This window comes from Halobaculum sp. CBA1158 (assembly GCF_021431925.1).
In the GTDB taxonomy this organism is placed as follows: domain Archaea; phylum Halobacteriota; class Halobacteria; order Halobacteriales; family Haloferacaceae; genus Halobaculum.
This window is the reverse complement of record NZ_CP090371.1, coordinates 1702929-1723606: the sequence shown is the minus strand read 5'-3', so window position 1 is coordinate 1723606 and position 20678 is coordinate 1702929. Positions and strand designations below refer to the sequence as shown.

At 72.1% G+C, this 20678-nt stretch carries 19 protein-coding genes; 13 read left to right on the top strand and 6 right to left on the bottom strand.

Annotated elements, in window-relative coordinates; all coding sequences use genetic code 11:
* Nucleotides 1-142 precede the first annotated feature (142 nt).
* The 6 genes from rqcH (at nt 143) to Hbl1158_RS09000 (ending at nt 6997) form a co-directional block, all read left to right on the top strand.
* Nucleotides 143-2269: a ribosome rescue protein RqcH gene (gene rqcH / locus Hbl1158_RS09025; protein ID WP_234296846.1), complete on the top strand. Its 2127-nt coding sequence runs from the start codon at nt 143-145 to the stop codon at nt 2267-2269.
* A gap of 3 nt (nt 2270-2272) precedes the next feature.
* Nucleotides 2273-2983, top strand: coding sequence for a DUF4013 domain-containing protein (locus tag Hbl1158_RS09020; protein ID WP_234296844.1), 711 nt, complete (start codon nt 2273-2275; stop codon nt 2981-2983).
* 25 nt (nt 2984-3008) lie between these two features.
* Complete coding sequence (locus tag Hbl1158_RS09015) at nt 3009-3722, top strand: DUF4013 domain-containing protein (RefSeq protein WP_234296842.1); 714 nt, start codon at nt 3009-3011, stop codon at nt 3720-3722.
* 111 nt (nt 3723-3833) lie between these two features.
* Nucleotides 3834-4901 carry an mRNA surveillance protein pelota gene (locus Hbl1158_RS09010; RefSeq protein WP_234296840.1) on the top strand — a complete coding sequence of 356 codons (1068 nt, stop codon included), beginning with the start codon at nt 3834-3836 and terminating at the stop codon, nt 4899-4901.
* A 2-nt stretch (nt 4902-4903) separates the two neighbouring features.
* On the top strand, nt 4904-5602 hold the full coding sequence (locus Hbl1158_RS09005; RefSeq protein ID WP_234296832.1) for a GNAT family N-acetyltransferase: 699 nt from the start codon (nt 4904-4906) through the stop codon (nt 5600-5602).
* Between the two features lie 81 nt (nt 5603-5683).
* The gene (locus Hbl1158_RS09000; RefSeq protein ID WP_234296830.1) at nt 5684-6997 is read left to right on the top strand and encodes an MFS transporter; all 1314 of its coding nucleotides are present in this window, start codon (nt 5684-5686) and stop codon (nt 6995-6997) included.
* A gap of 54 nt (nt 6998-7051) precedes the next feature.
* Here Hbl1158_RS09000 and Hbl1158_RS08995 read toward each other — a convergent pair whose 3' ends face one another.
* Nucleotides 7052-8056, bottom strand: coding sequence for an ornithine cyclodeaminase family protein (locus Hbl1158_RS08995; protein WP_234296828.1), 1005 nt, complete (start codon nt 8054-8056; stop codon nt 7052-7054).
* Between the two features lie 99 nt (nt 8057-8155).
* Here Hbl1158_RS08995 and Hbl1158_RS08990 point away from each other — a divergent pair, with 99 nt between their 5' ends.
* The 3 genes from Hbl1158_RS08990 to Hbl1158_RS08980 all read left to right on the top strand — a co-directional run bounded on the left by Hbl1158_RS08990 (nt 8156) and on the right by Hbl1158_RS08980 (nt 11895).
* Nucleotides 8156-9118, top strand: a complete 963-nt coding sequence (locus tag Hbl1158_RS08990; RefSeq protein ID WP_234296826.1) for a mechanosensitive ion channel family protein — start codon at nt 8156-8158, stop codon at nt 9116-9118.
* Nucleotides 9119-9208: 90 nt separating this feature from the next.
* On the top strand, nt 9209-10945 hold the full coding sequence (locus Hbl1158_RS08985) for a hypothetical protein (RefSeq protein WP_234296824.1): 1737 nt from the start codon (nt 9209-9211) through the stop codon (nt 10943-10945).
* A 32-nt stretch (nt 10946-10977) separates the two neighbouring features.
* A complete protein-coding gene (locus tag Hbl1158_RS08980) occupies nt 10978-11895 on the top strand; it encodes a DNA glycosylase (RefSeq protein ID WP_234296822.1) in 918 nt (305 codons plus the stop codon).
* Between the two features lie 8 nt (nt 11896-11903).
* On the opposite strand, the gene thiD is transcribed toward Hbl1158_RS08980, so the two are convergent.
* Nucleotides 11904-13406 (bottom strand): bifunctional hydroxymethylpyrimidine kinase/phosphomethylpyrimidine kinase, encoded by a 1503-nt coding sequence (gene thiD / locus Hbl1158_RS08975; RefSeq protein WP_234296813.1) that lies wholly within the window; start codon nt 13404-13406, stop codon nt 11904-11906.
* 3 nt (nt 13407-13409) lie between these two features.
* The gene (locus Hbl1158_RS08970; RefSeq protein ID WP_234296800.1) at nt 13410-14339 is read right to left on the bottom strand and encodes a sulfide-dependent adenosine diphosphate thiazole synthase; all 930 of its coding nucleotides are present in this window, start codon (nt 14337-14339) and stop codon (nt 13410-13412) included.
* Between the two features lie 93 nt (nt 14340-14432).
* Between Hbl1158_RS08970 and Hbl1158_RS08965 the strand changes: the two genes are divergently transcribed.
* The gene (locus Hbl1158_RS08965) at nt 14433-14945 is read left to right on the top strand and encodes a DUF555 domain-containing protein (protein WP_234296776.1); all 513 of its coding nucleotides are present in this window, start codon (nt 14433-14435) and stop codon (nt 14943-14945) included.
* Between the two features lie 86 nt (nt 14946-15031).
* Here Hbl1158_RS08965 and Hbl1158_RS08960 read toward each other — a convergent pair whose 3' ends face one another.
* Nucleotides 15032-15268, bottom strand: coding sequence for a UPF0058 family protein (locus Hbl1158_RS08960; protein ID WP_234296774.1), 237 nt, complete (start codon nt 15266-15268; stop codon nt 15032-15034).
* A gap of 234 nt (nt 15269-15502) precedes the next feature.
* Between Hbl1158_RS08960 and Hbl1158_RS08955 the strand changes: the two genes are divergently transcribed.
* Nucleotides 15503-15907: a translation initiation factor IF-2 subunit beta gene (locus tag Hbl1158_RS08955; protein ID WP_234296772.1), complete on the top strand. Its 405-nt coding sequence runs from the start codon at nt 15503-15505 to the stop codon at nt 15905-15907.
* A 99-nt stretch (nt 15908-16006) separates the two neighbouring features.
* Here the strand turns inward: Hbl1158_RS08955 and Hbl1158_RS08950 are convergent, their stop codons facing one another.
* Entirely contained in the window at nt 16007-16186 is a 180-nt protein-coding gene (locus Hbl1158_RS08950; RefSeq protein ID WP_234296770.1) for a hypothetical protein, read from the bottom strand.
* Between the two features lie 210 nt (nt 16187-16396).
* Nucleotides 16397-17425 carry a transcription initiation factor IIB gene (locus Hbl1158_RS08945; RefSeq protein WP_234296768.1) on the bottom strand — a complete coding sequence of 343 codons (1029 nt, stop codon included), beginning with the start codon at nt 17423-17425 and terminating at the stop codon, nt 16397-16399.
* Between the two features lie 401 nt (nt 17426-17826).
* On the opposite strand from Hbl1158_RS08945, the gene Hbl1158_RS08940 reads away from it, so the two are divergent.
* Nucleotides 17827-18999 carry a beta-ketoacyl synthase N-terminal-like domain-containing protein gene (locus tag Hbl1158_RS08940; protein ID WP_234296760.1) on the top strand — a complete coding sequence of 391 codons (1173 nt, stop codon included), beginning with the start codon at nt 17827-17829 and terminating at the stop codon, nt 18997-18999.
* The gene (locus Hbl1158_RS08935) at nt 18996-20525 is read left to right on the top strand and encodes a zinc ribbon domain-containing protein (protein ID WP_234296758.1); all 1530 of its coding nucleotides are present in this window, start codon (nt 18996-18998) and stop codon (nt 20523-20525) included. The genes Hbl1158_RS08940 and Hbl1158_RS08935 overlap by 4 nt, the downstream gene beginning before the upstream one ends.
* Nucleotides 20526-20678 lie beyond the last annotated feature (153 nt).

Sequence of the window (20678 nt, the reverse complement as noted above, 5' to 3'; positions counted from 1 at the left end):
GTACGCCGTGGATCTGCGCGGACTCGTCGTGGATTTGCGTGGACTCGTCGTGGACTCGTCGTGGGTTCGCCGTGGATTCCTCGGGATCCGTGCGGATCCCGCAACGCCCAAACACCCGCCCCGACTACCCGGACTCAACCAGATGGACCCGAAAACAGAGATGACGAGCGTCGACCTCGCGGCCCTCGCCGGGGAGCTCTCTCGGTACGAGGGCGCGAAGGTGGACAAGGTCTACCTCTACGGCGACGACCTCGTCCGCTTCAAGCTCCGCGACTACGACCGCGGGCGGGTCGAACTCCTCGTCGAGACCGGCGACGTGAAGCGATGTCACGTCGCCGACCCCGCACGCGTCCCCGACGCGCCCGGTCGACCCCCGGAGTTCGCGAAGACCCTCCGCTCGCGGCTGGCGGGCGGCGAACTCGCCGACGCAGCCCAGTTCGAGTTCGACCGGATCCTCACCTTCGACTTCGAGCGCCCGGACGAGAACACGCGCGTCGTCGCGGAGCTGTTCGGCGAGGGGAACGTCGCCGTCCTCGACGACACCGGCGAGGTCCAGCGCAGCCTCGAGACGGTCCGCCTGAAGTCGCGGACGGTCGCGCCGGGCAGCCGGTACGAGTTCCCGCAGTCGCGGGTGAACCCCTTCGACGTGCGCTACGAGGTGTTCGAGGCCCGGATGGAGGAGTCCGACACCGACGTGGTGCGAACGCTCGCGACGCAGTTGAACATGGGCGGCCTCTACGCCGAGGAGTTCTGCACCCGCGCGGGCGTCGAGAAGACCCTCGACATCGCCGACGCCGACGAGGAGCAGTACCGACCGATCCACGACGCGATCGAGCGCATGGGCGAGCGGCTCCGCGCGGGCGACCTCGACCCTCGGGTGTACCTGGAGGACGACGCGGTCGTCGACGTGACGCCGTTCCCGCTGGAGGAGCGCGAGGGCGTCGAGTCGGAGGCGTACGACGACTTCAACGCCGCGCTCGACGAGTACTTCCACCGGCTCGACCTCACCGAGGACGAGGAGGTCGACGACGCCCCCGACTTCGAGGCGGAGATCGCCAAGAAGCAGCGAATCATCGACCAGCAGGAGGGGGCCATCGACGACTTCGAGGAGCGCGCGGAGGCGGAGCGCGAGAAGGCCGAGGCCGTCTACGCCCACTACGACCTCGTCGACGACGTGCTCTCGACGATCCAGGCCGCCCGCGAGGAGGGCCGCGGCTGGGAGGAGATCGACGAGACGTTCCTCGAGGGCGCAGACCGGGGCATCCCCGAGGCCGAGGCGGTGCGGGGCGTCGACGGCTCCGCGGCCACCGTCGAGGTCGACCTCGACGGGACGGTCGTCACGCTCGACGCCCTGACCGGCCCCGAGAAGAACGCCGACCGACTCTACACGGAGGCGAAGCGCATCGAGGGGAAAAAAGAGGGCGCGCTCGAGGCGATCGAGAACACCCGCGAGGAACTGGAAGCGGTCAAACGCCGAAAGGAGGAGTGGGCGGAGGGAGACGGCGACTCCTCGGCCGGCGACGGCGAGACCGACGACGCCGGAGAGGCGGACGCCGACGGCGACGAGGACGCGGAGACCGACTGGCTCTCCCGGTCGTCGATCCCGGTCAAGCGGCACGACTACTGGTACGACCGCTTCCGGTGGTTCGAGACGAGCGACGGGTTCCTCGTGATCGGCGGGCGAAACGCCGATCAGAACGAGGAACTCGTGAAGAACTACATGGAGGGCGACGACCTGTTCTGCCACGCGCAGGCCCACGGCGGCCCGGTCACCCTGATCAAGGCGACCGACCCGTCGGAGGCCGCCCGCGACGTGACGATCCCGGAGTCCTCGCGCGAGGAAGCCGCCCAGTTCGCCGTCTCGTACTCGTCGGTGTGGAAGGACGGCCGCGGCGCGGGCGACGCGTACGTCGTCACGCCCGATCAGGTGTCGAAGACGCCCGAGTCCGGCGAGTACATCGAGAAGGGCGGGTTCGTCATCCGCGGCGACCGCGACTACTACCGGGACGTGCCCGCGGAGGTCGCCGTCGGCGTCCAGGCCGAACCCGAGACCAGGGTCGTCGGCGGGCCGCCGTCGGCCGTCGAGCCGCGGGCGGCGACGACCGTCCGGCTCACGCCGGGACGGTTCGCGCAGAACGACGCGGCGATGAAGTGCTACCGAATCCTGAAGGACCGATTCGCCGACGACACGTTCGTCCGCAAGGTCGCCTCGGCGGACCTGATACAGGAGTTCCTTCCGCCGGGCGAGAGCGACGTGCACGAGGGGTAAGCCGTGCTCCCCGAGGCGATCCGGTTCCCGCTCGGCGACCCCGCAGACCGCGGCGCGGCCGCCGAGGCGCTGGCGGTCGGCGGCGGACTCCACCTGCTGGCTGCCGTGTCATGGCCGGTCGTTCCCCTGCCGCTGTTCCCCCTCGTCGCGGTCGTCGGCTACCTCGTGCGCGTGCTCGGCGTCGCCGGCGACGCCAGCGACCCGGGGCGGCTCCCATCGTTTCGATCGCCGGCGGCGATCGTCCGCGACGGCCTCGTCGGCTCCGCGCTCGTCGTCGGGTTCCTCCTGGTCCCGACGGTCGTCCTCGTCGTCACCGTCGCCGGCGCGATCGGCGGTGCCGCCGGCGGGGGGATCGACCCGACGACGCCGCTGGGGTACGGCGCGACGCTCGTCGGCGGGACAGCTACCCTGCTGTTCGCGGTCGCGACGGTCTACCCGCTCCCGGCCGTGTTGGCGGCGTACGCCCGCGGCGACCCGGCCGACGGGACGGTCTCGCGGGTTCGCGACGCGCTGTCGCCTCGGCAACTCCGAGGGACCGTCTCGACTGGGCGGTACTTCTACGCGTGGACCGTCGGCGCGACGCTGCTGTTGCTGGGGACGGTCCTCGCCGGATCGGGAAACAGGGTCGCGAGCCTCGTCGGCTTCTTCGGGCTGTTCTACCTGGAGGTCGCCGCCGCGGCCGTCTGGAGCCGCGGCGTCGGGGGAAACCGTTAACCACCGAGCAACTGACCGGTCGGGTATGCTAGAGGACGCGCTCCGGTATCCGCTCGACAGCGACGACCGACTCGCGACGCTCGTGATCGGCGGACTGTTGCTGGTGTTCAGCTTCCTGATCCTTCCGGCGTTCGTCCTCCAGGGATATCTCCTCCGCGTGCTGCGTTCGTCGGCGAACGGCGACGCGGCAGCGCCGTCGTTCACCGACTGGGGCGACCTGCTCGTGGACGGACTGAAACTGCTCGTGGTCTCCGTGATCTACGGGGTCGGGATCACCATACCCTTCGTGGTCGGCGCGGCCGTCATCGGACTGGGCGGACTCACGGGGAGCGACGCCGGTCTCGCGGCATTCGGGATCCTCGGCGTGTTGGTCCTGCTCGTCGCGTCGCTCGTCGCCATCGTCGTCGGCTACGTCCTGCCGGCCGCGATAACGAACTTCGCGCTGGAGGGGTCGATCGGCGCGGCGTTCGACCTCGCGGCGATCCGCGAGGCGGCGTTCTCCTCGCGCTACCTCGTCGGCGTCCTGCTGGGCGTCGTGCTCGGGGGCGTGATCAACACGGTCGCCTCGCCGCTCGCGTTCCTCCTCGTCGGCATCCCGCTCCTGTTCTACGGCCAGGTCGTCACCTACTACTGCTTCGGCCGCGGGTTCGCCGAGGCGACCGGCGTCCACGGCGGAGGCGACGGCGGGGTCGACCGCGAGGACGACGGCGACGCCCGGATGACGACAGAAACGCTGTAGGCGACTTCTTGCCGCCGGTCATCCGGGTTCTCTCGCCCTCCCGGTCGACGGTGCGGGCTCGCCGCCGATCGTCTCGGTGGGCCTTTGTACGCGCCGGTCGGAGTCGCGGGTATGCGAATCGACTCGCGCGGCCGCGGCGAGGAGGGCCGCGAGCGCCTCACGGTCGTCCCCGAGACGACGGACGACCTGTGGCACCTCTCGCACGTCCTCGAACCGGGCGACCACGTCGAGGCCGACACGACCCGGCGGGTCACCCGCGACGACGACCAACTCAGGGACAAAGGCGGCGAGCGCGAGCACATGCGCGTCACCATCGAGGTGGAGGACGTGGAGTTCGCCCGCTTCGCGAACCGACTGCGCGTGGGCGGCCTGATCGTCGACTGCTCGCGCGAGGACGAGATCGGTCACCACCACACGATCAACGTCGAGGAGCGCACCGACCTGGTCATCGAGAAGCGGTTCAAGCCCGACCAGATCGAGCGCATCGAGGAGGCCGAGGAGGCCACCGACGCCCCCGACGTGGCGATCGCGACCGTCGAGGAGGGAGCGGCGTACGTTCACACGGTCCAGCAGTACGGCACCGAGGAGTACGCCAGCTTCACCAAGCCGACCGGAAAGGGCGACTTCGCCCGCCCCCGCGAGGAACTGTTCGAGGAGCTGGGATCGGCGCTGTCGCACCTCGACCCCGAGGCCGTGATCCTCGCGGGTCCGGGGTTCACGAAGAACGACGCCCGCGACTACATCGCCGAGGAGTACCGGGACCTGCCCGACCGGATCAGCGTCGTCGACACCTCCGCCGCCGGCGACCGCGGCGTCCACGAGGTGCTCAAGCGCGGTGCCGTCGCCGACGTGCAGCGCGAGACGCGCATCGCCCGCGAGGCGGAGCTGATCGACGAGCTCACCGAGCGCATCGCCGAGGGCGCGAAGGCGACCTACGGCGTCGATGAGACGATGGAGGCCGCCGAGTTCGGCGCGATCGAGACGCTGCTCATCGTCGACGACCGACTCCGGGCCGAGCGCCAAGGCGAGGGCGACTGGGACGTGGACGTGAACGACCTGATCGAGACGGCCGAGCAGAAGGGCGGCGACGTGGTCGTCTTCTCCGGGGAGTTCGCGCCGGGCCAACAGCTCCGGAACCTGGGGGGCGTCGCCGCGCTCCTGCGGTACCGACTCCAGTAACGATGACCGAGCGGAACTCCGACGAGGCTGGGCCGGGTCGGCCGTCCGACGGCGACTACTCCGTCACGGTCGTCGACACCCAGACCGATTGGGAGGCGGTCGTCGCGCTCCGCATGGCCGTCTTCGTCGACGAACAGGGCGTCCCCGAGGAACTGGAACTCGACGAACACGACGCCGACCCACTCGAGTCGTCGGTCGATCACCTGCTCGTTCGCGACGCCGGGAGAGACGACGCAGACGGAGACGACGCGGACGGCGGAAACGCGGACGATGACAACAGGGACGGGGACGACCCCCCGGGCGACCCGGTCGCAGTCGCCCGCCTCCGCGCCGTCGACGCCGAGGAATACGCCGGAGGCGGCGATTACGGCGATGGCGGCACCTCCGTCGGCGACGCCGAGGACCGCGCGGGCGACGACGAGTACCGCGCGGGCGACGCCGCGAGCGACGACGGCGACGGTCGGGTCGCGAAGATCGAACGCGTGGCCGTCGCCCGCGAGCGTCGGGGCGAGGGCTGGGGGGCGCGCGTGATGCGCGCCGCGGAGGCGCGCGCTCGCGACCGCGACCTCTCGGCGGTCGTCCTCCACGCGCAGACGCGGGCGGCGGGGTTCTACGAGGGACTCGGCTACGCCGTCGACGACGGGGTCGGCACCTTCGACGAGGACGGGATCGAGCACGTTCGGATGCGCCGCACGCTCTGAGCGGGAGTCGGGACGGCCCGCCCGGAGGCGTTCGCCGTGGCCCGAAGATACAAGCCCCGATGTACGACACAAGGGCACACCATGGCGATCCCCTCGCGGTACCGCCGTCACCTGATGTGGGCGACGCTCGCGTTCGGCTTCCTGTTCGTGAACTTCTTCCGCAACTCGACGGCGGTGCTCGCGGGCGACCTCGCGGCCGTGTTCGACGCGACGGCCGCCGAGCTCGGGCTGTTGCACTCCTCGTTCTTCTACGTGTACGCGGCCGCACAGCTCCCGTCCGGGCTGCTCGTCGACCGCTACGGCCCGCGCCGCGTCGTCTCGATCGGACTCGCCGGAATGGCCGTCGGCGTCGCGGGCTTCGCCGCGGCCGACAGCTTCGCGTTCGGCTTCGCCGCGCGCTTTCTCGCCGGCCTGAGCGGCGCGGCGATCTACGTCGCTGTCCTGCGGTTCTGCGCGAACTGGTACGCCCCCGAGGAGTTCGCGACGATGACGGGATTCACCATCGCGGCCGCGGGCATCGGCGGCGTGCTGGCGACGACTCCGCTGGCGCTGGCCGCCGGAGCAGCGGGCTGGCGGACCGTCCTGTACGCCGCCGCCGCCGGGGTGTTCCTCGCCGCCCTCGCCGTCGGCGTCTTCGTCCGCGACCGTCCGGCCGACCCCGACGACCGGCCCGCGGGCGCGGATTCGGGCACGGACACCGACTCCTTCCGGGAGGTGCTGGCTGGCGCGCGCCGGGTCCTTGGCGACGTGGACACGTGGCTCATGGGCGTGGCGCTGTTTCTCATCTTCGGGCTCAACTTCACCGTCATCGGCCTGTGGGGCGTGCCGTACATCGTCCACCTGTACGACGTGCCGGTGGCGACGGCGGCGACGGCCGTGCTGGCGGCGAACGTCGGCTTCGCGATCGGGTCGCCGGCGTTCGGCGCGCTCTCGGACCGCACGGGCCGGCGAACCGAGGTGATCGTCGCCTCCTGCGTCGTGTTCGTCCTCTCGTACGGCGTCATCTTCGTCGCGATCACCCCGCCGCTGGCGGTCGTCGCGCTCGTGCTGTTCCTCGGCATGGGAATGACCGGCGGCGCGTCGGTCGCTTACACTGTCGCCAAGGAGCGCCACCTCGAGGACAGCGGCGCGGCCACGGGCACGGTCAACGGGATGGCGTACTTCGGCGCGGCTGTCTTCCCGGCCGTGCTCGGGGCGGCGCTGGACGCCTACTGGACCGGTCGCGTCGTCGACGGCGCGCGGGCGTACACCCCCGCGGGCTACCGCGTCGCCTTCGGGATCGTCGTCGCCGGCGGCGTGGTCGCGACGGTCTGCGCGCTCGCGCTCCACGTCCGACAGCGCCGCCGAGGGGAGGGAGCCGACGCGGTCGCCGCCTCGGCCGCGGGCGACGACTGACGCGGGCGACCGACACCGCCGATTCGCCGGTGACTGCGGGGTCGATACCCCGGGCTACTCGCCGGTCAGCGCCTCGCTCGCCGGCGCGAAGTCGATCGACTGTCCGAGGTCCGCCTCGCGGGCCCGCTCGTACAGCATGTACGCCGACGCGACCGTCTCGATACCGGTGCCTCCGGAGTCGAAGACGGTGACGTCGTCGTCGTCCTCGCGCCCCGGGGCCGCGCCGGCGACGACCTCGCCCAGTTCCGCGTGGATGTGGTCCTCGTCGACGACGCCAGCCTCCAGCGCCGAGAGGAACGACCCGGCGTCGCCGCCGGGGTCGGCGCGGGCGCGCAGGTCCGGAACGTACACCGACCGCTCGATGGTCGCGTGGTCGAGTTCGCGCTTGTCGGCGTCGTACTGCCCCATCGCGGTGACGTGTGTGCCCGGCTCCAGGAGGTCGCCGTCGAACACCGGTTCGCTCGCGGTCGTCGCCGTGATGACGACGTCGGCGTCCTCGACGGCGGCGGCGGCGCTGGCGACTGCGGCGACGGAGGCGTCGAGCTGCGGGTTCAGGTCGCCGGCGAACGCCTCTCGGTTCTCCTTCGTCGGGGAGTACACCCAGACGGTCTCGAGGTCGCGCACGGTCGCGGTGGCCTTGAGCTGTCCCCGGGCCTGCGCGCCCGAGCCGATCACGGCCACCGAGGCGGCGTCCTCGCGGGCGAGCGCGTCGACCCCGACCGCGCCGGCCGCGCCCGTCTTGTAGGGGTTCATCGACGCCCCGTCGAGCAGCGCCAGCGGCTCGCCCGACTCCGCGTCGAACAGCGGCGTCGCGAACCACGCGTCGCGCTCGCCGAAGCCGGCGGCGTACATGTACCCGCCCATCGCGCCCGTCTCGGGTAGCACGGCCGCGTAGGTGGTGAGCATCCCCGGCGGCTCGGCGTTCGTGAGCTTCGTCCGCGGCTCCGCCGGCGCGCCCTCGCCGACCTGGCGGTACCCCTCGCGGACCGCCTCGACGTACTCGGCGGGCGTCGCGAGCCCGTCGACCTCGGCGCTCGTCAGGAACAGCGTCTCCGTCATAGGCGGGGGTTGGACGCCGGCGGTGAAAAGCGTGGGCGGCCGGGAGGCGGTCGCCCGCCCGATGCGAACGGTTTTGCCTCCCGACGGACAGGAACGGCCGTGCGACGTCCCCTCGGTTACGTCTCGCTCGCGCTCGCGCTCGTCTCGGGAGTGGCCGCGGCGGCCGTCCGGACGACGACGCCGCTCTCGACGTTCGATCTCCCGTCGGTCGGCGGGGCGACGCCGGACGAGGCGGCGGCGACGGCGCTCTTGGCGGCGGCGGTCGCGCTCGCGGCCAACGGCGCGTACTTCGTGACGTACGCGCTCGCGGCCCGCCAGGCGACCCGCCGGCGTGCCCACGACATCCGTAACGTCCTCAGGCTGGCGTTCGGGGTGGTCGCGCTGGCCGGCGTGCTCGGGGTCGTCACCGATCGCTGGGTGGGTCTGCTGGTCTCGCTCGGCATCGTCGGCTTCGCGATCACGTTCGCGCTCCAACAGCCGCTGCTCTCGCTCGTCGGGTGGTTCTACCTCATGATCGAGCGCCCGTACGCCGTCGGCGACCGCGTCCAGATGGGCGAGGTGAGGGGCGACGTGATCGCCGTGGACTTCTTCGTCACGACCCTGTGGGAGATCAACGGACCGCTCGTCTCGACGAACCAGCCCTCCGGCCGGACCGTCACCGTGCCCAACAGCCAGGCGCTCTCCTCGGAGGTGGTGAACTTCGCGGGCGTCAACACTCCCTTCGTCTGGAACGAGCTGTCGGTCCAAGTCGCCTACGAGACGGACCTGGCGTTCGCCCGCGAGCGCATGATCGCCGTCGCCGCCGACCACCTGGGCGAGGAGATGGCGACGGCGGTCGAACGCTACCGCGACCGCCTCGCGGAGACGGCGGTCGACCTGGAGGTCGACGAGCGGCCGTCGGTGAACGTGACCCAGCGGGAGTCGTGGGTCGAACTCCGCCTGCGCTATCTGGTCCATCACCGGCGGGCGACCCGCGTCCGCAACGCCCTGTACGAGCGCGTGCTCGCCGAGTTCAACGACCACCCGGACCGCGTGGCGTTTCCGGTCAGCCGGAACCGCTGACCCGGTCCCGTCGGCGTTGAGGCCGCTCGCGCGTCCGGCCGTGGCGGATCCATCCCGCGGACTTTTGCCACTCGGTACCACAGGACAGCCATGGATCGGGGGAGGCTCGTGCGCGCGCTCCGGCCGGCCGGCGTCGGTCTGGCGGCGGCGCTCGGCGGCGGACTGTTGTATCTCCCCGGCGGCGTCGCCCAGGGGGCCGGTCCGCAGGCCCCGGCGGCGTACCTCGTCGCCGGCGGCGGAGCCGTCTGTCTCGCCGTCGCCTTCGGCGTCGCCGCCGGCGTGGGCGGCGAGCGCGGCCCGGTGTACGGCTCGATAGCACGGGCGTCTGGCTCGCGTCGGCTCGGCGCTCTCGCGGCCTGGGCCGCCCTGGGCGGGTACGTCGGACTGCTGGGCCTGCTCGCCGAGTGGCTCGGTCGACTCGCGCCGCTCCCGGCCGGAACCGGCGCGTACGTTCAGGGCACCCTCGACGAGCCGACGGGACCGGCCGCCGTGTTGGGTCTCGCTCCGCCCGGTGCGCTCGCGAGCGACGCGCTCGCGGTCGCCGTCTGCGCGCTCGCGTTCGCCGTTCATCTCCTCGGCCGACGGCGGGCGGCGCTGGCGGCTGCTGTCCCCGCGTGGGCAGTCGTCGCGGGCGTCGGAGCGCTGCTGGCGGCGGCGTTCCTCCCCGGCGTCGGCGAGTTCGTCCCCGCGAACTTCGACCCGCTGTACCCCACGTCGGGGCTTCGGGCCGACCCGGTCGGGGCCCTCGTCGGCGGCGTCGCGCTCGCGCTGTTCGCGTTCGTCGGAATCGAGTCGGCCGCCTACGCGGCCGAGGCGACCGGCTCGAACCGCGGTGACGACGACACCGACGCCGACGGTGTCGACGGCGACCGCGCGCGCGACGGGTCGGTCGTCGCCGCGGCGGTCGCGGGCGCGCTCGTCGCGCTCACGGCGCTCGTCGCGCTGGGCGTCATCAACTGGGCGCGGCTCACCCTCGCCGACATCCCCGCGGCCGATGCGATCGGAGCGTACCTCCCGGTCGACCCGCTCGGGCTCACGGTGCTCGTCTCCGTCGTCGCCGGCCTGGCGGCGCTCGTCGCGCTCGGCGTCCCCGCCGCGCGCACGCTCGCGGGTCTCGCGGAGCTGGCCCCGCCGCTGGCCCGCGGTCCCGACGAGCCGCCGGTCGTCCCGCTGGCCGTGGTGTACGCCGCGGCGGCGACGCTCGCGGTCGCCGATATCGTCGACGCGGCGCTGTACGTCGCCGTGCCCGGGCTCGCGTTCTCGTACCTGGCGGTCGCCGTCACCGCGCTCGCGACGGCCATGCGCCGGCCGGACCTGCTCGGGGACGACCGCGGTGACGGCACGAGCGACCACGGCGGCGGCGGCGATGACGGCGACCGCGGCGACGGAACGACCGGGGAAGTCGACGCCGACGGGGTCCGGGTTCCGCTCGTCCTCGCGCTCGCGGCCGCGGTCGCCGTCGCCGCGACGCTCGCGACGGTGACGTTCTCCAGCGACCCCGCGACGACGCTCGGGCTGACGCTCCATCGCGTCGCGCTCGCGGTGTTCGAGTTCGAACTCGTCTCCGACCCCCTCGGGGGCGTGATCCCCGCGATCATCGTCTGGGAACTGATCGGGCTCGGACTGCTGTTCGTGCTCGCCGACTACCGCGTCTCCGTGAACGCGACGCTGCCGCCGTTGGATGCGGACGACGCCGCGACCGCCTCCGCGTCGTCGGAGGACGATTCGGGGCCGTCGAACGGCGGCGACACGGCCCCGTCGAACGGCGGCGACCCGAACGCATCGAACGAGGACGCCCCCGCCCGCGACCGACGGCCGGAACCGTAACCCGCAACCCCGTGGGGGTCGTGGGTCCGTCGATGGAATCCGGGGCGATCCCCCTCGAGTCGATCGGACCGTTCGACCTCCAGGCGACCGTCGAGAGCGGGCAGACCTACCTCTGGGACCGCGCCGACGGGGACGGCGAGATGTACGAGACGATGTCAGCCTACGGCGGCGACGCCTGGTACGAGACGGTCGTCCCGCCGATCGACGGCGTCAGCGACGAGCGCGCCGTCGTTCGGGTCCGCCAGGTCGACGAACGGCTGGAGTGGGAGTCGAACACCGACGCCGTCCCGCTTCTCACGCACCTCCTGCGCCTGGACGACGACCTCGACGCGATCCTGGGTGCGACCCCGGAACTGCCGCTCCTGGACCGCGCCTACGAGGAGTACCGCGGGATGCGGCTCGTCCGCGACCCGCCGTTCGCGTGTCTGATCTCGTTCATCTGTTCGGCGCAGATGCGGGTGAGTCGGATCCACGGCATGCAGATGCGGATGGCCGAGTCCTTCGGCGACCCCGTCACCCTCGACGGGCGGACGCTCCACGCGTTCCCGACGCCCGAGCAACTGGCGGCTCGGACCGAGGAGGAACTGCGTGACCTGTCGCTGGGCTACCGTGCGCCGTACGTCCGTCGGACCGCCGAGATGGTCGCCGACGGCGAGGCCGACCCCGCCGACGCTCGGGACCTCGCGTACGAGGACGCCCGCGAGTACCTCACCCGGTTCGTCGGCGTCGGCGACAAGGTGGCCGACTGCGTCCTCCTGTTCTCGCTCGGGTTCCTCGAGGCCGTCCCCCTCGACACCTGGATCCGGACGGCCATCGCGGACTACTACCCAGAGTGCGACGCCGGCGGCTACGCCGAGACGAGTCGCGCGATCCGCGACCGGTTCGGCGGCGAGTACGCCGGCTACGCGCAGACCTACGTGTTCTATTACCTCCGTGCAGGCGGGGAGTAACGCCCCCGTCACTCCGCGTCGACGCCGGCCGCCAGCAACACTCGGTCGACGGCCTCGGCCGCGGAGTCGCCGAACACCCGAGCCATCGGCTCCTTCCCGTGTGCGCCGTCGTCCACGATCGCGACGGGGGCGCGCTCGCGTCCGGCCATCGCGGTCGCGGCCGTCCAGTCCATCGTTCCCGCCGCGTCCGCGGGCTCCTCGCGGCGGTCCACGCGAACCACGTCGCCGACGGACGCCAGCCTGTCGACGGCTGAGTCAGTCGGCCGGACGTTCGCGACCGCGCGCGCCTCGGGGTCGACCGCGCGGACGCCACACAGCAGGCGCGCGAGGTGGTCGGACGCGCCGCGGGCGACGCCGGCGGCCGCGCGCACTCCGCGGTCGGTCGCCCGGAGTCGCCCCTCGACGGCGACGACCTCCTCCGGGTCGCGTGCGCCGGGGGGCGCGACTGCGACGTTCGTCCCGACCTCCGGAACCGCGTCGGCGAGGGGGGGACCGGCGCGTTCGAGTCGGGCGATTTCTGCCCGCAGGGCCGCGCCAGCCGCCGGTGTCGCCGCGTCCGTTCGGGTCGCGCCGAGGTGCTGGACCGGTCCGGCTCCCGACCCGTACGGGAGTCCGCGGGGGAGCGTCCGGTCCAGGTACGCCTCCGCGGCCGCGACCGCCTCGCGCGGCTCCGCGCCGCCGGCGAGTTCGGCCGCGATCGCCGCCGAGAGCGTACAGCCGGTACCGTGGGTCGCGTCGGTGTCGACGCGCTCGCGCTCGAACCGTCGCTCGCCGTCGGGACCGACGTAGGCGTCGACCGGGTCGCCCTCGAGGTGGCCGCCGGTGACCAGCGCCGCGGTCGAACCCCGTTCCCGGAGGTCGCGCGCGGCAGCCAGCGCGTCCGCCGGCGACCCGATCGACTGGTCGGTCAGCAGTTCCGCCTCGGCGACGTTCGGCGTGACGACGGTCGCGCGCTCGAGGAAGCGGTCGGCGAGCGCGTCGACGCCAGCCCCGTCGAGCAGGCGCGCGCCGGAGGCGGCGACGACCACGGGGTCGACGACCAGCGGGAGCGACGCCGGGAGGGCATCCGCGGCCGCCGCGACGCGCTCGGCGTCGCCGAGCATGCCGGTCTTGGCGGCCGCGACGGGGAGGTCCTCGACGACGGCCCGCACCTGTGCTCGGACCTCGGCCGGCGGGACCGGATGCGTCGAGTCGACGCCGGCGGTGTGTTGCGCCGTCACCGCCGTTACCGCCGCGGTCCCGAACGCGCCGCGGGCCGCCATCGCCTTCAGGTCGGCCGCGACGCCCGCTCCGCCGCCGCTGTCCGTGCCAGCGACCGTGAGCGCGACGGGCGGACGGCGCGCGGACGCCGCGGGTGTCGCGGGCGCGGTCGCGGGCGAGCCGTGGTCCGTGTCGCGGTCGCGGGCGACCGTGCCGTCGCGTGCGACGGTGTCGTCGTGCTCGGCGGTGTCGTCGTGCTCGGCGGTGTCGTCGTGCTCGGCGTCGCCGCCGTCCCGAGCGTCCCCCGACACGGCTCAGTCGTCGGCCGGGGCGGGCGCGGAGCCGCCGATCTCCACGGGCGCGGCGTCGACGCCCAGCTCCTCGAGCGCGACCTCCGCGGCGCGCTTGCCCGAGACGAGCATCGCGCCGAAGGTCGGCCCCATCCGGGTGAGCCCGTGGGTCGTCGCGGTCGCGAGCCCCGCCGCGATCAGTCCGTCGTGAACGAACCCCGTCTCCTCGACGACCCTGTCCTCGCTGTCGGCGACCCACATCGAGTCGTGCCCCGGCGAGTCGTGGCCGGGCGCGCCGTACTCGTCGGCGGCGCTGGCGTCCATCCCGGCGTCGGCGTCGGCGGCGTGTGCGACCCCGGGGGCGTCGACGACCCCGCGCTCGTGGAGCTTCGAGACGACGACCGCCTCGTGGCCGGTCGCGTCGATCACCAGGTCCGACTCCAGCGCGATGGGGTCGACGCAGGTGAGTTCGCGCGGAAGCGAGTGGACCGGGGTCCAGTTCACGACGACGCCCGCGACGCGATGGTTCTCGCGGACGACCACGTCGGTGAACTCCGTCATGTTCTGGATCCGCGCGCCCTTCGCGCAGGCCGCCTCGATCAGCGCCGACGAACAGTGCGGCGCGGAGGCGACGTGGAGCCCGTCGGCCTCCTCGCTTTCCTCGTGGGGAACGCCCAACTCGTCGAGGATCCGGTCGGCCGGCTCCCGGACAGTGAGCTTGTTCATCAGGAATCCCCCGAGCCAGAAGCCGCCGCCGAGGTAGTTGTTCTTCTCGATCACCGTCACGTCCACGCCCCGCTCGGCCAACTCGGCGGCGGCGGTCAACCCCGACGGTCCGCCGCCGACGATCACCACCTCCGCCTCGGTGCCGCCCATGAACTCGCCGTGCCACGCGTCCGCGATGGCGCGGGTGACTGTCGCTTCTCCGGCGTCGCTGAACCCGTCGAACTGCATGCGAACACCTAGTAATACCACTCACTATTAACCTTTTCTCACGGCGTGCCCGACGGCCGAACTTTCATGGCCGCGCTCGCGGTACGTACTCACATGGACTGTCGGGTCGTCGTCGAGGCGGCGGTGCCGGTGTACGACATCGAGACGACCGACGAGGCGATTCGGATCGCGATCTCGAAGACGGGCGAGATGCTGAACCCGGACCTCAACTACGTCGAGATATCGATGGGCTCGCGCACCTCTCCCGAGGGAGAACGGCTTCCGCCGGCGTTCGTCGCCGCCGACGAGGCGCTCGTGGCGCTGGAGTTGGAGATGTCCGTGTTCAACGTCGAGCGCGAGGAGCACGCCTCCCGGATCGCTCGCAAGGAGATCGGCCAGCGACTCCGGAACATCCCGCTGAAGGTGCTCAGCGTCGAACCGCTCGAAGACGAGGACGACGGGGACGACGAGGACGACGATACCGGAGGCCGTGATAGCGGAACCGGCGGTCCCGGGGACGGCGACGACGACTCACGCGGTGACGGTCACGGGTCCACGAGCGCCGGCGACGACGCGGACGACGACCTCCTCCCGGAGTTCGAGGAGATGGTCGAGGAGGAGCGCTGAGCCGCGGCTCGGAGGCTCGAACGCGGTCGCGGAGAACGGCGTCGCCACTCCGGAGTGTGGCTTCGTGGGGAGCGCGCGGTCGTCGCTCAGTCGGCGGTGGGGGCGACGGGTTCGCTCGTCGCCTCCTCGCTAGTGGACGATGTGATACCGGACGCCAGCTTGAACACGGCCGCCTTGTGGTCCGTCTTCGATCGGTGGATCGATGTCGGTTTCACGCCGAGGTCTTCGTACTCGCTGAGGTCGAGGTCGGCTCCGTCCGACTCGAACTCGCTTCGTACCTCGCTGAGAAGGCCGTGCAGGTGGATGAGCTCCTGCTTCTTCATGGACGAATTCGGCTTGCGACCGAAGGGTTAAAGACTTATCTTGAGTCTCGTTAGCACGCTTCTCGACGGATTTAGGTACTCGCGGATATCGTAGCTTTTGGCTGACATTAGTACGGTCGGGTTACGGCGCTGAGCCCGGTCGCTGGCCCCGTCAGGGGGCGGCCGCAGGCGGCCCCGCGCGCTCGCCCGAACGGGCCGAGAACATTTTTGCTCGCGACGCCACAACGGCCGGACATGGACTACGACGACATGCTCGATCGAGCCGTCGAGGAGACCCCCGACATCGACGAGCACGGGAGCCGGTTCGAGGTGCCCGACCCCGAGGTTCGTCCCGAAGGGAACGTCACCGTCATCGAGAACTTTCAGACCCTCGTCGACCGACTCAACCGCGAGGAGTCGGAGCTGCTGAAGTACCTCCAGGACGAACTCGGAACGGCCGCGCGGATCGACGAGTCCGGCCGTGCTCGCCTCACCGGCGAGTTCAAGCAGCGACGGGTCGCCGACGCGGTCGAATCCTACACCGACGGCTACGTCATCTGCTCGGAGTGCGGACTGCCGGACACGCGGATCGTCGAGCAGGGCGGCGCGGACGTGCTCAAGTGCGACGCCTGCGGTGCGATAACGAGCCTCGGCGAGTGAGGGTGGCGGCCTCGGTCGGCCGACCGCGCTCTGACCGCTTCCGACGATATCATCGTCGCCTCGCGCGTTGCCGCCATCGCCGTCGGCGTGATCTCGCGGCTACGTGAACTGTTTGAGGGTGTCGAGGTCGCGCTCGGTGCGCATGAACTCCGCCAGTCGGCGGGTCGCGTGACACGACGGACACGAGAAGTTCTCTCGGTGGCCCGGAAGACTGTGGGGACCGTCCTCCCACTCGTTCGAACACTCGGGGCAGATCAGCCGGACGAAGGCCTCGACCATACGGCGTCGGGTTGACGGTGGTGCCAATAAAGGCTTGTGGGCAGTTCTCATGTGGACAGTTCACATGGAGGGCGGTCGAGCGAACGATCGGCGGGCCGCGCGGCCGCACCGACCAGGCGCGGACCGAACGGGTACGCCACGGCGTTCTTCGCGGCGGGGGACCGGGAGCGCCCGGAACGAGTCAGCGCGTCCGGGCGGGAGCCGGGCCGATCAGGCGTCGGCGCGGTCGGGCGAGCCAGACGGCCCGTCGGCGACCTCGCCGGCCTCCAGTAGCTCCTTGTAGCGGTTCCGGATCGTCACCTCGCTGACGCCCGCCACGTCGCTCACCTGGCTCTGCGTGAGCGCCTCGTTGGTGAGCAGCGCGGCGGCGTAGACGGCGGCCGCGGCGAGGCCGACCGGCGACTTTCCGCTCGTGACGCCCGTCTCCTGGGCGGTCTTCAGCAGGTCGCGCGCGCGCCACTCGCCCTCGTCCGAGAGGCCGAGTTCCGAGGCGAACCGTCCCACGTACTGCACGGGGTCGGCGGGCGCGACCTCCAGCTTCAGCTCCCGGACCACGTACCGGTACGTCCGGGTCAGCTCCATCCGGTCGACGCGCGCGACGGCCGTCAGTTCGTCCAGCGACCGCGGGGTGTTCGCCTGGCGGGCGGCGGCGTACAGGCTCGCGGAGGCGACGCCCTCGATGGAGCGGCCCGGCAAGAGGTCCTCCTCGAGCGCGCGACGGTAGATGACCGACGCCGTCTCGCGGACGCTCTCGGGGAGGCCAAGCGCGCTCGCCATGCGGTCGATCTCGCCGAGCGCCTGCTTGAGGTTGCGCTCTTTGGAGTCGCGAGTGCGGAAGCGCTCGTGCCACGTGCGCAGCCGCTGCATCTGCTGGCGACGCTCGGCAGACAGGGCGTTGCCGTAGGCGTCCTTGTTTTGCCAGCCGATGTTCGTCGACAGCCCCTTGTCGTGCATCATCGTGGTCGTCGGCGCGCCCACGCGCGACTTGCTCTCGCCGTCCTGCCCGAACGACCGCCACTCGGGACCGCGGTCGATAGCGTCTTCCTCGATGACGAGCCCGCAGTCCTCACAGACGGTCTCGCCGTGTTCCTCGTCGGCCAGGACGCTCCCGCCGCACTCCGGACAGGCGCGTACCGATTCCGTCTCCTCGGTTCGCTCCTCGGATCGCTCGTCGGTTCGTTCGCTCGTGCTGTCCTCGCGTTCGGTGTAGCGGCTGATGGTGGTTTCTGACTCGCTCATGGTGCTCCCGGATCGACGCCGGTCCGGGAGCGAAAAACTGCTCCCGAGGAGGTGTCGTCCTTACCAGTAGTAACGAAGCGCTAGGTATTAAAACTTTTGTGGACGTGATTCGGCCGCACACACCGCCGAGAAGCCGCGAACGGTGGGAATTGCGTCGATTACGACCGAGCCGTATTGCGTGATCGTATGAGTAAAAATGATTCGCTCCAGCCGCCTCCGTCAGAGCGGGCCTGGATCATCCGTGTGACGACGGCCACCGGAGCCGATCACGGTCCGGACTCGACACGGCTACACCGCCACCTCGATCCTGTTCCGGCCACGCCTCGATCCTGTTCCGACCACGCATCGCCCTCCGCGGGGGACGGGCAACACTTACCGTCCCGGGAGGAGCCGTCTCGAGCGTGACCGACGCCTACGTCGTGGGCGCGGGCCAGTCGTCGTTCGGCTCGTTCCCCGAGGAGACGTACCGGACCCTCTTTCGGGAGGCGTACGAGGAAGCGGCCCCGACGGATCTCGACCCCGGCGACGTGGACGAGGCGTTCGTTGGAACGCTTGGCGTGGGCGGCCGACAGCTCGGTCTCGCCGGTCCGGCCGTCACAGAGCACGTCGGCCTGCACGGCGTCCCCTGCACGCGCGTCGAGAACGCCTGTGCGGCCTCCGGCTCGGCGCTCCGGCAGGCCGTGATGGCCGTGCGCTCGGGGATGGCCGACCTCGTCCTCGCGGGCGGGGTCGAGGTGATGACGGACGCCTCCGCGGAGGCGACGAAGTACTGGCTGGGCGTCTCGGGCGAGACCGAGTGGGAACGCATGGCCGGCACCACCTTCGCGGGCGTCTACGCCCAGATGGCCGACGCGTACCTCCGCGAGCACGACGCGCCCCGCGAGGCGCTCTCGCAGGTCGCCGCGAAGAGTCACGCCAACGGCGCGCGAAACCCGAAGGCTCACCTCGGGTTCGGGTGTACCGTCGAGGAGGCCGAGTCCGCGGCCGTCGTCGCCGACCCCCTCACGATGTATCACTGCTGTCCCACGAGCGACGGCGCGGCCGCCGTGCTGGTCGCGAGCGAGACGGTCGCGGCGTCGTTCGACGACCGCGTGCGCGTCGCCGGCGTCGGCGCGGCGTCCGACCGCGTCGGCCTGTTCCAGCGTGACGCCTACACCGCGATCCCGGCCAGCGAGTCGGCCGCGCGGGGGGCCTACGACGCCGCGGGCATCGCCGACCCGCGGGCGGACCTCGACTTCGCTGAGGTTCACGACTGCTTCGCGATCGCCGAACTGCTCGCCTACGAGGACCTCGGCTTCTGCGACCGCGGCGAGGCGGCGGATCTCGTCGCCGACGGCGTCACCGCCGCCGGCGGCGACCTCCCGGTCAACACCTCCGGCGGTCTCAAGTCCAAGGGCCACCCGATCGGTGCGACGGGCGCGGGGCAGGCGGTCGAGGCGTTCGACCAGCTCACCGGCCGAGCGGGCGACCGACAGCTGACCGACCCCGAGCGGGGACTGACACACAACGTCGGCGGCTCCGGTGGCGCGGCCGTCGTCCACGTGTTCGAGGCCGAGGGGGTGACGGGCGCGTGAGCGACCCGGACGCGGCCGCGACCGCCGATGCGGGCGCGGACCCGAAGGCGGACACTCACACGGACGCGGATGCCCGGATCCTCGGGGCCGGGACGTACGCACCGCGTGCGCGACTCGCGGGCGACGCGGTCGCGGAGGCGTGGGGGCGGTTCCAGCCTCGCGGCGTCGACGCGGTCGCGGTCCCCGCACCCGACGAGGACGCGCTCACGATGGCGGCGACGGCCGGTGAGCGCGCGCTGTCGGCGGCCGGCGTCGACGGCGCTGACCTCGCTGGACTCGCGTTCGCGACCACGACGCCGCCGGTCGCGGAGGAGGATCTGACGCCCCGACTGGGGGCCGCGCTGGGGGTCCCCGCGGACGCGACGACGCGGTATGCGGGCCGGAGCACCCGCGCCGGGACGCGAGCGCTTCGTGCCGCCCGCGACGCCGGCGCGTTCCCGACGCTGGTCGTCGCGGCCGACTGCCCGCGCGGGAAGCCCGGGGAGGTCGAGGGACAGGCCGCCGGGGCGGGCGCGGCGGCGGTCGTCCTCGGCGACCCCGCCACACCGGGCGCACGTCTCCTCGGCGACGCGGAGGTCGCCGCCGACTACCCGGGGACCAGATTTCGCCGTCCGGGAACCGAGACGGTGGAGGGGCTCGGCGTGTCGGCGTACGACCGCCGCGCGTTCGTCCGACCCGTCGCGGCTGCGGTCGACGTGCTGGGCGGGAATGCCGCCGACGGCGACCCGTCCGATACCGCTCCCGATATCGGCGACCCGACAGAGGTCGACGCGCTGGCGATCACCGCCCCAGACGGCGACCGTCCGGCGCGGGCGGCCCGTGCGATCGGGATCGACTCCGACGCCGTGGCCACGCCCGTCGACCGCCTCGGCGACCTGGGTGCCGCCGGGCCGCTCGTCGGACTCGCGACGGCGTTGCGGGCCGGCGCGACCCGGACGCTCCTCGTCGGGTGGGGGAGCGGGGCGGGCGCTGACGCCCTCCTCGTCTCGGGCGTCGCGCCCGTCGAAGGCGACACCGAGGCCGACCCGGACGCGACCGCGAGCTATCCGGAGGCGCTGCGACTGCGCGGTGAGATCACGACCGACGAGCCGCCGGCCGGCGGCGGCGCGGCCGTGTCGGTGCCGACGTGGCGACGGTCGATCCCCGCTCGCTACCGACTTCGGGCGGGACGCTGTCCCGACTGCGGCGCGCTCGCGTTCCCGCCCGAGGGTGCCTGTCCGGACTGCCACAGCCTCGTCGAGTACGAGGCCGCCCCGCTTCCGTCGGTCGGGACGATTCAGACGGTGACCGGCGTCACGCCCGGAAGCGCGCCCCCGGAGTTCGCCCGACAGGCCGCCCGCGGCGGCGACTACGCGGTCGCTATCGTCGCCTTCGAGCGCGACGGGCGCTCGGTCTCGGTTCCGATGCAGGTGTGCGCGGCCGACCCCGACGACGCGTCGGCGGGGGATGCGGTCCGCGCCGTGTTCAGGCGCGTGTACGAGCAGGAGGGCGTCGTCCGCTACGGACGGAAAGCCGTGCCCGCGTGAACCCGGGCCCCGCGGGGAGCGGCCGCGAGGCTCGGCGTGTCGGAAAACGCCCACGGTGGCCACGTCGTACCTGGGGGGGATGAGAGAGGCACACGACGGAACGGCCGACCGTAGGCATATGCGATGTTACACCTCTCCCCTATCAGCGTTACG